This window comes from Microvirga tunisiensis, from assembly GCF_009296175.1.
Lineage (GTDB): Bacteria > Pseudomonadota > Alphaproteobacteria > Rhizobiales > Beijerinckiaceae > Microvirga > Microvirga tunisiensis.
The window spans coordinates 20,297-33,019 of record NZ_VOSK01000049.1; the positions used below are offsets into that span (position 1 = coordinate 20,297).

Below are 12,723 nucleotides of genomic sequence, written 5' to 3' on the forward strand. Positions count from 1 at the left end.
AGCTTGACACTTCAGCGCACCTATTCCGCCATCGCATCTTAACGGTTCAACTACCATGATAGATCTATTCTGAGGCACACAGGCGCCACTCTCGGGAGCGCCACAAGCTGACCGTTCTGATCCAGACGGTTGTCCTCCAGCCATGGTCTTACTGCTCCAGGAGCTTCGATGTTTCAGGCCTTCACGCGAACTCTCCTGCGCCGGTACCAAGCCGCCGCCATGGTCTTGGTAGTGGGCACTGTCGCGGGATGGAGCCTGTTTTCTGGATCACGCGGGTTGACCGTGGAAGCTGAGCGTCAGTCATCGGCACCGGCGGCCGCATTTCCAGCAGGTCAGAGGCCAACACTGCCCGAACGGGACAAAGCCCAGAGCTTAGTCACCAAAGTTCCAGATTCCAGCATGTCGTCGGATTTTGCTCAGAATGAGATCGCTCGCCTTGCCCAAGAGAAGGTCTTGGTTCAGCCAACGCCAGTCACAGCTCGCGCTCCGCTTCGAGCCGTCTCATCTGCAGGTCGTCAGCCGCAGACTGGAGTTCTCAAAGCTGGCTTGGTTGCGCGTAAACCGCCAACTCCGCCACAGGCGCCGGCCCGCCGTGTCCGCGTGGCACAGACAGAGGCTGCGCCCCGCGAAAGCAAGCGCTGAGTAAAGGCGAATGGCTAAACCAAAGCAGACGGCTCCTGTCGAATGCCGGTCATGGTGGCGGTGTCTGACTGATTGATCGCCCCTTCCATCACCCCTCCAGAGCGCCCTTGACAATCTTTAGTTCAGATGCGCCAGCGACATCACAGCTGACAGGACGCTGATGTCGAGAAGAAGGTGAAAGCCTGCCTTGCAGATCATCCAGGACGTCGAATGTCCTTCTGCGAAGAATGCCTCGGCCTCGGACCGGATCCGCTTTGCCTCGGCTCGGGTTTTCCCTCGAAACTGCATGATCCATGTTCCTAATACAGCCTGATATCGCTCCTCGTGCTTCATGATATCCCGATTGCAGCAGACTAAGCTGTGATGTGGTTCACATTTCGCAGAAGACTGGTTGAAATTTAGCTAGCTGGCGCAAGCCGCCCTTGTGCCGCACGCATTGATCGTCTTGTCTGTGCTGATCATCACAGAAATCCTTCTGCATCAAGAATATCATCAACAAATACTGGCGCAGTGAAACCCAATGCAGACACGTGTGCCAGCGTACCGACATCGGCAGGCATAAAGCCGAGGTTGATGTCGGTCCTTGTCCTTGATTGCGGCAAAGGAGGCCTCTCATGAAAAGCTCACCGATCCTTGCTCTTACGCTTGGCGTGGCACTAACTCCTGCGGCTGCCTTTGCAGATCGTGGCAGTACCGACACTTTCGTCCCTCAATTCACCGAGATGTCCTACGAGATGATGCGCGATGGTCACATTCAGCGGCTCATGGAGGAAGGACGTGCCAACAAGGCGGCGTTCGAGGCACTCAAGCAACAGGAATTGCAGCAACGGTCGTTGCAACAACCCACATACACAGGGTCTGTGCGGCGTCCACGCTGATCGCCATCTGAAAGCCCGTTGGGACGAGTTTGCGCCAGCGCCGGATGCTTTTTAAGCCTTGATCATCCTGGTAACAGCGGCTGCCGCATAGGGCTTGCCAGTGCCTGTCATGAAGCCGGTACTGGCCAATTCATCCGCAATCTCCCGCAGGGTGCGCTTGCGGCCTTGGATCTTGTGGGAAGGCTTCAGGATCTTGGCTTTCTCGGATCGGCAGAAGTCAATCGCTGCCTCTAGGAAAGCCTGCCGGGCTTGTGAGTGTTGGCTCACAGCGCGGAGCCGGTGTCAGCCAGGGCGAACGGAGCACGTGACGGAGCTGCCCTGGCCTGTTCAAGCAACGGCGATTTCGAGCCTTACGCGATGGCGTCGACGGGAATGATGCGGCCGCTTTCCGCCGTCGTGAAGGGTGCTGGCCTCCGAGCAGGAGGTACATCCTCAAGCAGCTCCGCTGTCCAGGTGTAAGGCTGGTATGAACTGTTGCGCACCACACTGCCCACAACCTCTCCATGCAGGAATAGATCATAGGCCCTGGGCGCGAGTTGGATCAGGCCGTAGGTCATCCCGAGTTCTTATCAGGGACCAGCTGTCGATCAATCCACTCGTGGCCTAAACGAGGACAGCCTCACGATCCGAAGCCATGGTTAGGGTCGGGCGCTGTTTGGTTATCGCCACCAAAGCCATCCATTCCGAGCCACTTGGGCCAAGGCGGATCTGATAGCCGCGGTGCTCCAGGACTTCAGCCGCTTTGGCGGATCAGAAGCGTGCGCAGGTCGCGGTACGCTCGCGCAGGACGGCCTCCTGGTCAAAGCGCTGTTGGTACTCGGCCATGACCTCTGAGATCTTCCCTCGTGCCGTGGGGTCACCGGCATGGAGTATGGTCACGACTTGGGACGCTTCTTGCTCGATGTGGCCGCTTGCATTCCGCCATTGCCCGGTTGCCTTCACCACCGTTAGCCCATCCGGAAAGCGTGGCGTGATGACTTCATTCAGGAACTGCCGCCACTCGGCCTCGCGGACTCTTCCCCCGTTGGGGCGGTTATGGCCAAAGTAGAGCGTGTCGCGAACCATCGACTGATCGCCCGCCTCGCAACTGGAAATGCTCGATTGAACAGGAATACCCGATGTGGCACAGCCCGCTACCGCCGGAACCAGCAAGGCCAGCATCAGGCAAGAGGAGACGGCCCTGCTCATGTATCCGTCCCTCACTTGTTAGCGGCCTTCAGTAGGGCCGCGTTGATCCGCTTCCTTCTTACCTGTCTTCACTATGAACCTCTCTCAACACTCTCGCCGACATAGCCTGGGTAAGGAATTCTGCATAGGTGCAACAGGACTCCCACCCTTCGGTTAGCCTGACAGTATCTTTCAGTTTATTCCGCATTCACATGTCGCAGGAGCTTGAGGGCCCCAAGCAGCAAGGGGTTGTTACCTGCAATGAGGACCTGTGGAACCGGCTTGGATTTGCTCAAGTGAACGCCCAGTGCCTCATATGCGGCTTCACTATCATTGTCGCATTCAATCACATCGACACGTGCGTTATGAAGACGGGCAGCGTCACGTATCCCACGCTCGCGGTCAAACCGGGTAGACCATTTGGTCGGGTACACAAGGAAGGTCCAATCCTTGTATCCATGTTCGGCGAGATGTTGCCCAACGAGCAGACTGGCGTTGTAGTTGTCGGTTGTCACGCTCGGAAAGTTCGCCGCATTGGCAGGGGGAGAGGAATCCACGAACACGACGGGAATATCCCAGTTGGCAAAGAGCTTCGTGTTTTCCGGCTTCAGAGTCAGTGTCGAAATAACCCCAGCTGTACGGGATTCGATCAACCTGCGAACGATTCGATCCTCGAGGAGTGACTCGTATACGCCGTCTACCGCGACATCTGCGACCACGACCGTCCAATTGGCTGGCTTGAGAGCGTGCTGGATGCCTGCCATGAGATCGAGATAGTAGGAGTTCGACGTGCTGGCCGTGATCACGGCCACCGACTCTCGACTGGCTTTTCTTAGTTGCTGCGCAGCCCGGTTCGGAATGTACCCGAGCTCGCCTGCGGCTTTCAGGTGTATCGCCCGCGGTTTTTGAGACACCGGATTGAAGCCTACGCGGCAAGTGCCGCGGATGGAAGCTGCTTATGCCGAACGGCAGCCGGGCTCTGGAAGCCGTGCCGGGCAATCAGCCAAGTGGAATTGTAGCTCTCCCGAAAGGCCAGCAGCGCCTGCCGCATCTCCTCGATGGTCTCGAAGTAGTGCACCCACAGCATGTTCTCCTTGAGCGTGCGGATGAATCGTTCCGCACAGCCATTCCCTTCCGGAGCTCGCACGAAAGCAGGCGAACTCTCGATCGCGAGAAAGCGCAACTCATCCTGGAACGCCCGTGACATGTACTGACTCCCGTGATCGTGCCGGACCGACAGGCCTGAAGCAATCTCCTGGGCAATGCCGCCAAAATGCTCGCGCACGCCTTGGCGCAGCGGCTCCGAGGCCTCGAAGCGGGTGCCCTGGCGGCTGGCGTGAATGCCGACGCACTCGGCACTGTGATGATCCACCGCCACGAACACGGCGGCGGGTCCTTCGCCGGTCCAAGCGGTGGTCATGTCGGTGTCCCACATGGTGTCGATGGTCTCCGGAATGATCGTGCCGTCGTGGTTGCGGGGTCCACGCGGCCGACCCGTGCGGGACGGCGCCAGCAGGTCGTGCTCGCGCATCAGCCGCAACACGCGGCGGAGCGAGGTGCGGATGCCCTTCACGCGCAGACGAGCCCAGACTTTCCGATGACCCTCGCCATGGAACGGGCTCGCCGCCAGGACGGCGCGGATCTCGGTGGTGAGTTCCAGATCGGAAGCGGTCCGACCGGGCCGCGGCGCTGCCGGTCCGGCTGCGGTTTGCGATGGCGGTAGACGCTTGCGCGGGCCACCCGCCAGATCCGGCAGACGCAGGCCAGGCCATAAGGCTGGCCGCTGCTCGGCGAGAGGGCCCGGCTCATCGCCTCGACCTCCTCTGGGCTAAAGGACGGCCGCTCTCCAGGGGCAATCTTGGCCTCCAGCAGTTCCCGTTCCAGCAGCATCGCGCCGAGCCGCGCCTTGAGCCGCTCGGTCTCCAGCACCTCGCCGGTGGCCGGACGAGTGGCCAGGCTGGCCTCGCCGGCAGCCAGGAAAGCCTCGCGCCAGCCGCTCAGCGTGGCGGCCGTCACACCCAGCGAGCGCGAGACCGTGTCCAGATCCTCACCGCGCAGCAGCCGCAGAACCGCCTCACGCTTGCGCTGGCGCGACATGCGCCCACCGCGGCCCGGACTGGCCGCATCCTTCATCGTCTCTGTCATCGTCATCACCCTTCTGCGAATCCCGTCCGCTTACAGGGTGTCTCAGAAAACTGTGGGCTAAAGGAATATATTCCTCGTGATGATACGTCCTTGCAAACACTCCCAGAACCGGCCTCTACGAGTTTCGCAAACGCGCCTTCGACCGACTGCGCCCTCTCGCCGGCAGCCGTGAGGTGAAGCGCTCCCTCAAGAACAAGGATCCTCCCCTCGCCCGCGAGCGGCATGCTGACGCCTATTCATGTTTGTCCGAGCGTCGCTCTTGCGCGGTGACGAGTCGCATCATCTTACGCAGGTCCTGCTCATCGAGATTCATGGCGGCTTCGACCCAAACGTCGACGATGTCCCGCAGTTCTTCATACGTGACTGGGTCGATGCGCCTCCTTGAGCGGTAGATCGCCCTGTGAGCATTGTGCTTGCGCCGGTTGCGGGCGATGTAATCCATGACTGCATTCTCTCCCTGGCCGTCCTCGGCAAGCACATCGACAACCCCGAGCTGATGCAGTTCATCGGCGGTGTAGACCTTCCCGCTCATGATCATCTTCTCGGCCGCAGCCGTTCCGATCTTCCTCGAGAGGAAGCTGTAGGCTCCCATGCCGGGGAACAGGTTGAACAGGACCTCGGGCAGGCCCATCTTCGCGCTTTTCTCGGCGACGAGCACGTCGAAGGACAGGGCGCATTCGAACCCACCACCCAACGCATCGCCCTGCACGAGGGCAATCGTGATCAGGGGGGGTTGGAACGCCACTGAATTTCCATACACCACATCGATGCAGGCATAGGCGTATTTCCGCAGGCCTGCAGAATCCTCGCGCTGGATGCAATCCGCGAAATACGCCAAGTTTCCGCCGAAATTGTACACGCCCGGCGTCTGGGATCCGGCAACAAAGTATTCGAGGTGCTGACGCTGCTCGCGGTTTCCCTCCTCCATGATCGCCCGCACGGATTCCTGCACGCACATCATGTCCTGCAGAAGCTCCATCGTGATCATCGGGTGCCGGCTCGGCCGCATGGCGGCCCAGTAGATCTTCTGATCGAAGTCGAGTTTCACGTCGATATGCGGCAGCAGGAGGTTGGTCGGGCTGGACCGGGCCGGCTCGGCCACGGGCTTCGGTGCGGGAGCGGCAGGCGTCGGGATGTCCCGATCTACAAAGAGTTGCTCGTCAGCATAGGAACGGCCATCGACCTTGGCCAGCGGGGATAACATTCTGTTCTCCGTCATAGAGAATTTTAACGCAGCGGGCTTCATCCCGCTGCCGAGCGGCACCCCTTGAGGAGGCGACATTCCTTAAGGATAATGATCTCCTAACAGTGTCGTTGATAGCCCCTAGGAAGATTTGTCTTCACGCGTGGTTAACATCATCATGTCATGGCCAGAATAAAATGATCCTTTATTACAATATAGAGGTCATCAAATTGAACTAAAAGACATTGCATTAACCAATCCGATACCAACTCCAACCAAAGCAGCATACATTCTCTACGTTCTTGCGGTATGAATAGTATCCTGACCCTAAGCACATTTCAGATATTCTGAAATGCAAGACCGCGAACAGGCAGTAGATACGAATGGATTATCGAGAAAGATAAACGGCACGCGCTAGGACATACCGCGATCCGCGAAATGGCATCGAAGAAAAAGGTCGGCAGCCCGGGTTCACTGACCAGGTTCAGCAGATTCCGAGGAGCGGCTGCACGAGCAGTCCGAAGGATGCCGGGGGCAACATATGGCAGTCATTCTGATCCTCGACGACAAAAGCACCAACCGCAATATCTATTCCCGGCTCGCTCAGACGATCGAGGATGGCGTAGAAGTGCATGCCTTTGCCGCGCCGATCGAGGCTCTCGAATGGCTCCAGGGCAACGCCGCCGACCTGATCGTGACCGACTTTCGGATGCCCGGCATGGACGGAGCGGAATTCACCAGGCATGCAAGAGGGAGCGCCAACGGAGTCGATGTCCCGATCATCGTCATCACTGCTTACGACGACAGGGCCTTCCGGCTTCGCGCCCTGGAGGCGGGTGCAACCGACTTTCTCCGGTCGCCCGTCGATCATTATGAGTTCGTCACCCGCGCACGCAATCTCCTCAAGCTGCAGCGCCAGCAGCAGCAGATCAAAGGCCGCGCCCAAGCCCTCGAGCAGCAGCTGCGCATAAGCGAGCGCTCGCAGGAGGAGCTCGTTCGCAGCAGCCGGGAAGCCCTGGCCCAGGTGATCGACACCGTCCCTGCCCTGATCAGTGCCACCGACAAGAACAGCCGCATCGTCTTCGTGAACGCCCATTTCGCCGATTTCGTCAGCTCCACGCCAGAGGCCCTGACGGGAAAGCTGCTCAGCGACGTTCTGCGCAGCAACAAGCTGGACTTCAGTCATCAGGTTCACAGATCCATTCTGAAGAGCCAGCGAAGCGCCGTGAGCTTCGAGGAGAGCATTGTCGACATCTCCGGCGCCGAAAGGGCCTTCCTGACCACCAAGACTTCGATGCCCGCCCTTGCCGGTGCGGAGACGAGCGTCCTGACCACGTCGATCGACATCACGGAACGCAAACAGGCGGAAAGCACATTGCGGCACATCGCGCTGCACGACACCCTGACCGACCTTCCCAACCGGAGAATGCTCAACGACTGGATCCAGCAAGAGATATCCAGCGAGGGTGCGTGTTTCGCGATCCTCTTGATAGATCTCGACCGGTTCAAGGCGGTCAACGATGCGCTCGGCCATGCCGGAGGCGACCGCATACTCCAGTTGGTGGCAGGCCGCCTTCTCGGGGTAGTTTCGAGCACCGATCTCGTCGCGCGAATGTCCGGCGACGAGTTCGTCGTCGTGCAGGCAGATATCGCAGCGCCGGAGGACGCGGAGAGCCTGGCGCGCAGGATTATCGATTCCCTCTCTGCGCCGTTCCTCCTTGAAGAGACCGAACTCAGGATAGGCTGCACGATCGGCATCACCCTGGCGCCGCGGGACTGCGGGAATGCCGACAAGCTGCTCCGATACGCGGACCTCGCCATGTACCAGGCAAAGGCCGAGGGAAGAAACACGATGCGCTTCTACTCGCCCGAGATGGACAGCATCTCGTGGAACAACATCAGCCTGGAGGCCGACCTCCGCAAAGCGATCGCTCAGGAGCAGTTCGAACTCTACTACCAGCCTCAGATCGATCTCGCGACGGGAGCCATCGCGGGAGCAGAGGCTCTCCTGCGCTGGCGAAGGCCCGAATTCGGCCTCACGTCGCCTAACGTGTTCATCGACATTGCAGAAGAAACGGGACTGATCAACGAGATCGGCGCCTGGGTTCTTGCAAAGGCTTGTAGGCAGGCCGCTGCGTGGCAGAGCCTCGGGCTCGCTCCGCTCAGGATCTCGGTCAACCTATCACCCCTGCAGTTTCTCCGACAGGACATCGTCCAGGTTGTCGAGAACACCCTCGAGGAAACTGGCCTGGATCCCGGATTCCTCGAACTCGAGCTCACCGAGGGCAGCCTTCTCAAGGACGTAGAGCGCACCAGGCAGGTTCTGCGCAGCCTAAAGGAGCTCGGGGTGAGGGTCGCCATAGACGATTTCGGCGTGGGCTTCTCCTCCCTCAGCTATCTCAAGAACTTCGACGTTGACACCTTGAAGATCGATCGCTCGTTCATCTCGAGCCTTCTGGCGGGGAGCCGCGACGAGGCCATCGTCAGAGCGATCATCTCCCTGGCCCGCAGCCTGGAGTTGAAAGTGATCGCTGAAGGCGTCGAGACTAATCCCCAGCTCGCATGCCTGCTCAGCCATGCCTGCAACGAGGCTCAGGGCTATCTGTTCAGCCGTCCCGTGCCGTCCGGCATTTTCGAATCCCTGCTCAGGGACGATCCTCGCTACCTACTGCGGAACCAGGGCGCGCTCCCCAAGAAGGCCCAGGCTTCGTGATCACCGACATCCTGTCGCGGCTGAAGAATAGCCCCGATCGCGAGCACGAGATGAGCCTCAACAGGCTCATCTTCCTGAGCCTGATCGCGGCCTACACCTTTTGGATCAACACCTCCGTCCCGCGCGAGGCGCTGATCGCCGCAACGATCTTCGCCCTCGTCTCGGCGGGCATCGCCATTCACATTCTCCTCAGGCCGCACCAATCGACGATCCGGCGGATCATCGCCATCGTCAGCGATCTCGCGACGGCTTCCGTGCAGCTCCACTACGTCGGGGAGACGTCGTCCGTTCTTTTCCTGCTCTATCTCTGGATCACGTTCGGCAACGGATTCCGCTTCGGCATCCGGTTTCTCTATCTTGCGATGGCCGTCTCGGTGGTCTGCTTCACAATGGTCATCTACACTACGCCGAGATGGCACGACGACATTTATCTCTCCGCGACCCTACTGCTGAGCCTGATCGTGCTTCCGCTCTATGCCAGCACGCTAATCCGGAAGCTTTCCAGCGCCAAGGCCCAGGCGGAAGCGGCCAATAGAACGAAGACCCTGTTCCTCGCTAGCGTCAGCCATGAGCTGAGAACGCCACTGAACGCGATCATCGGCCTGTCGGGCCTCATGGCCGAGACTAATCTCGACGCGGAGCAGCGCGGCATTATCCGCACGATCGGTTCCGCCGGCGAAGCCCTGCTGCGGCAGATCAACAGCATCCTGAGCCTGTCGCGCATCGAAGCGGGAAAGATGCCGATCGAACGGATCGACTTCGATCTGCTGGAGGTGCTGTCCACCGCTCGCGCTATGGTTCTCACACAAGCTCAGCAGAAAGGGCTTCGGGCAACGATCCATATCGCCCCGCAGACACCGCTTCAACTCCATGGGCCGAAGCATCATCTCGAGGAGATCCTGCTCAACCTGCTCAGCAACGCCATCAAATTCACGGAACGGGGCTATGTCACCCTCGCAGCCCGTCCTGTGACTGAGAACGGCAGGAGCTTCGTCCGCTTCGTTGTGTCCGACACGGGCATCGGCATCGCCCCGCAGACCATGAGCCGGATCTTCGACAGCTTCACCCAGGCCGACGAGACCATCATCAACCGCTTCGGTGGAACTGGGCTCGGCCTCGCTATCTGCCGGCAGCTGATAGAGGCCATGGGTGGCCGGATCGGCGTGGACAGCCAGGAAGGGCACGGCAGCTCCTTCTGGTTCATCCTGCCGATGGAAACATTGGGCGGCAACGCTCCCGGCGAGCAGCAGCCTCCTCCGTTCCAATCCCTCCTAGTTTGCGCCGATCCGGGCCTTGCACAGGCCCTCGCGCCCCGGCTTGGCGGGGGCGACTGCCCCGTCGCTCGGAACCTTCTTGAGGCGAAGGAATGGATTCTGCAGGCCCGGAGCGAGCTGGTCGTCCTGTTCTGCTGCAGCGACCTGCCCGCCGAGGCTCTGGCGGCCGAGATCGAGAAGGCCGCCCTTCCCGTCCCTCCGGTTCTGATCCGCCCGAACGCTCCCCGGAGCTTTGTGGAGCCGTGCCTGACCCATGTGTCGAGCAGCGTACTGCCATTCGATTTCACGGCGGTCGAGGCAGGGACCGCTGTGTCCGCGACGGCCGCTCAGACGTCCTGGGCTCAATCGCTGTGGAGTGAACCGGGCAGGATGGAGCTTCCAGCCGCGTCCCGGCCCCTTTCGATCCTGGTGGCGGACGACAACGCCACGAACCGTCTCGTGATCTCGAAGATCCTGGAGCGCGGTGGACATGTCGCCCGATGTGTCGAAAACGGCGAGGAAGCTCTCAATGTCCTAGAGGCGGAGAAATTCGACCTCGTCATCATGGACATCAACATGCCCGTAATGACGGGTATCGAAGCTGCCAAGTTGTTCCGGTTCACGGAGCCCCAGGGCACCCGCATCCCGATCATCGCCCTCACGGCCGACGCGACGCCGGAGATCGTCGCCGGAACCCATGCCGCGGGGATGGATGCCTGCCTAACCAAGCCGGTTCAGCCTGCAGCGTTGCTCAAAGCGATCGACGAGCATGCGGGCTCCTCCCCCGCCTCAGCGTCAGCCGAGACTGTCCCGGCTGTCGGCAGTCCGCCGGATGCACATTCTTCCGTCATTGACGAATCCTTGCTTGCGGAGTTGGAGCAACTAGGAGGGAGAGTATTCGTTCTCAACCTCGTGGAGGAATTCTTCTCGGACGCGGAACGTCTTATCGTCGAGTTGCGGAGCGCAGCAGCCGCGGGTGACTCGCATAGGTTCCGCCTCGAGGCTCATGGCCTGCAGAGCGCCTCCGCGAATGTAGGAGCAAGAACCGTGCACGAGATCTGCGTCAGCTGGAGAAGGATCACCAGCACAGATCTCGCCACGAGTGGAGCCGGTCAGGTCGAGAGATTGGTACGTGCCCTCGAACTTACACACGACCTGCTGAAGAAGCGGCTTTCTTCCGTGAAGGGAGCAATGAACCCTGCGAGTTTTACAACAGCGACAAATGTCCCTAAGGAACTGCAAATAGTTCCGAGAGGCGCCTCCCTCGCTCTCGCAGAGCGATCACCAGATTGAACGTAACGCATACTAGATGGCCCGAAGGGATGCTTCGTACATACACTGGCGAGCGGAACGACATCGACGCAAGTCCGAGAACTAATCTCTCGGATTCGTGCGGAGTGGGCTGCCATTCACGCCGAGGAAGGAGTGACGTTTCTGTTCATCCTTGTGATGCTGACGACGGCTGCTCATCCCAACACGCGGCGCTTCACCCCGCTGGTCCTACCTGCTGCCCTCTAGGCGTTGATGTGGCTTGGGGCTACCATTTTCGGCGTCAGTGCAAACCCGGCACCTTCGTTGGCTCTGTCGCAAATCCTGATTGAAGTGCAGAGATGGAAGCAAACGTTGCTCCGCGTTATGCAGCGAGCCGCTCGAACTGCTCGGCAAGCGAGAGGTTTGAACGACAGGCATACTTCGCCTGTCCTTTGCGCATCATGTGAACCATCTCGATCCCACTCAGGATCACGCGGGCGCTGGCAGCGGACTTGAAGCCGAGCATCGATCGCACACGGCGTTTGACGGCGCGGTGATCCTGCTCGATACGGTTATTGAGATACTGGCTCTGCCGGATCTTGATCGGCTTGAGCCGACGCCTTGAACGGTCCTGCAGTCGGCTCTCGGCATCACACGATATGATGGCTTCCCGATTGGTCTGGCTGCCGTCGATGACGATCCGCTCGGGCCGGCCATGCCGCTTCAGGGCCTTACGCAGGAAGCGCTTGGCGGCTGTCAAATTCCGCCGTTCGCTGAACCAAAATTCGACCGTATCGCCGTTGCTGTCGATCGCGCGATAGAGATACCGCCACTGGCCTCTGACCCTGATATAGGTCTCGTCGACATGCCATATGTGGACGGCCCCCGCCTCGCAAGAAGATTTGGACATAGTTTGATCGGATCGCTTGCGTTCATATGTCCGGCCTGTGTTGTTGCGCTCGCACATGAACGCTGGCCAAGATGGGTTCCGCCACCCGAGTTCCAAACACTTACGCGACCTTGAAGGGCCAGTGGCATATTCGGAGTGTCTCGGGATCTGGATCGATCGATCACACCATCTCCTCGTCATCTTGCAAGTTCCGTCATCGGCTCCGCACGAGAGCAGGCCATTGGCTCATCGTGCTGGGCCGCAGTCTACGTCGCACCACCCGATCCGACAGGGGCAACCCGCGCCACGTAGTGCTCGCCAGATACCATCAGCTTCCAGGCAACCCGCGCGATCTTGTTGGCCAGCGCCACCGCTGCCAGCTTCGGCGGCTTGCGCTTGAGCAGCGCGATGAGCCAGGGCGACACCCTGGCCTGGCTCCGCTGAGCATGCCGGATCACCGCCGTGGCACCAACTACTAGATCCTCGACACAGTGATTTTGACCGGTTGGCCTGCCGTCTCTTGTGACGGCACTTCGAAGCGGTGCGGGATCTGCAAGTGGATTGATCCCCATTGGACGGGGCCTCGGTACCAGATGCGAAGT

Annotated in this window: 10 protein-coding genes and 2 pseudogenes; 3 read left to right on the forward strand and 9 right to left on the reverse strand. The window is 60.0% G+C overall.

What is annotated here, in order from left to right:
• Positions 1–759: 759 nt before the first annotated feature.
• Complete coding sequence (locus FS320_RS45160) at positions 760–930, reverse strand: hypothetical protein (RefSeq protein WP_153885305.1); 171 nt, start codon at positions 928–930, stop codon at positions 760–762.
• Positions 931–1,256: 326 nt separating this feature from the next.
• Between FS320_RS45160 and FS320_RS14670 the strand changes: the two genes are divergently transcribed.
• Entirely contained in the window at positions 1,257–1,520 is a 264-nt protein-coding gene (locus tag FS320_RS14670; protein ID WP_152712608.1) for a hypothetical protein, read from the forward strand.
• A gap of 51 nt (positions 1,521–1,571) precedes the next feature.
• On the opposite strand, the gene FS320_RS14675 is transcribed toward FS320_RS14670, so the two are convergent.
• The 6 genes from FS320_RS14675 to FS320_RS14700 all read right to left on the reverse strand — a co-directional run bounded on the left by FS320_RS14675 (position 1,572) and on the right by FS320_RS14700 (position 6,036).
• A complete protein-coding gene (locus FS320_RS14675; RefSeq protein ID WP_152712609.1) occupies positions 1,572–1,787 on the reverse strand; it encodes a hypothetical protein in 216 nt (71 codons plus the stop codon).
• An 83-nt stretch (positions 1,788–1,870) separates the two neighbouring features.
• Entirely contained in the window at positions 1,871–2,077 is a 207-nt protein-coding gene (locus FS320_RS14680; RefSeq protein WP_152712610.1) for a hypothetical protein, read from the reverse strand.
• A gap of 193 nt (positions 2,078–2,270) precedes the next feature.
• Positions 2,271–2,708 carry a DUF3574 domain-containing protein gene (locus FS320_RS14685; RefSeq protein ID WP_152712611.1) on the reverse strand — a complete coding sequence of 146 codons (438 nt, stop codon included), beginning with the start codon at positions 2,706–2,708 and terminating at the stop codon, positions 2,271–2,273.
• Positions 2,709–2,884: 176 nt separating this feature from the next.
• Positions 2,885–3,499, reverse strand: coding sequence for a type 1 periplasmic-binding domain-containing protein (locus FS320_RS14690; RefSeq protein ID WP_202882864.1), 615 nt, complete (start codon positions 3,497–3,499; stop codon positions 2,885–2,887).
• Between the two features lie 113 nt (positions 3,500–3,612).
• A protein-coding gene (locus FS320_RS14695; protein ID WP_152712612.1) for an IS3 family transposase occupies positions 3,613–4,838 on the reverse strand; the annotation gives its coding sequence in 2 pieces (ribosomal slippage) (positions 3,613–4,349 and positions 4,349–4,838; 1,227 coding nt in all).
• 226 nt (positions 4,839–5,064) lie between these two features.
• On the reverse strand, positions 5,065–6,036 hold the full coding sequence (locus FS320_RS14700; RefSeq protein ID WP_152712613.1) for a crotonase/enoyl-CoA hydratase family protein: 972 nt from the start codon (positions 6,034–6,036) through the stop codon (positions 5,065–5,067).
• Between the two features lie 520 nt (positions 6,037–6,556).
• Here FS320_RS14700 and FS320_RS14705 point away from each other — a divergent pair.
• The gene (locus FS320_RS14705) at positions 6,557–8,728 is read left to right on the forward strand and encodes an EAL domain-containing response regulator (protein WP_152712614.1); all 2,172 of its coding nucleotides are present in this window, start codon (positions 6,557–6,559) and stop codon (positions 8,726–8,728) included.
• Positions 8,725–11,274, forward strand: coding sequence for an ATP-binding protein (locus FS320_RS14710; protein ID WP_152712615.1), 2,550 nt, complete (start codon positions 8,725–8,727; stop codon positions 11,272–11,274). Before FS320_RS14705 ends, FS320_RS14710 begins: the two co-directional genes overlap by 4 nt.
• Positions 11,275–11,614: 340 nt before the next feature.
• Here FS320_RS14710 and FS320_RS14715 read toward each other — a convergent pair.
• Together FS320_RS14715 and FS320_RS47865 are read right to left on the reverse strand one after the other, a co-directional pair.
• Positions 11,615–12,103, reverse strand: a pseudogene (locus FS320_RS14715) (IS6 family transposase); the annotation flags it as partial.
• A 284-nt stretch (positions 12,104–12,387) separates the two neighbouring features.
• A pseudogene (locus tag FS320_RS47865) lies at positions 12,388–12,723 on the reverse strand (hypothetical protein); the annotation flags it as partial.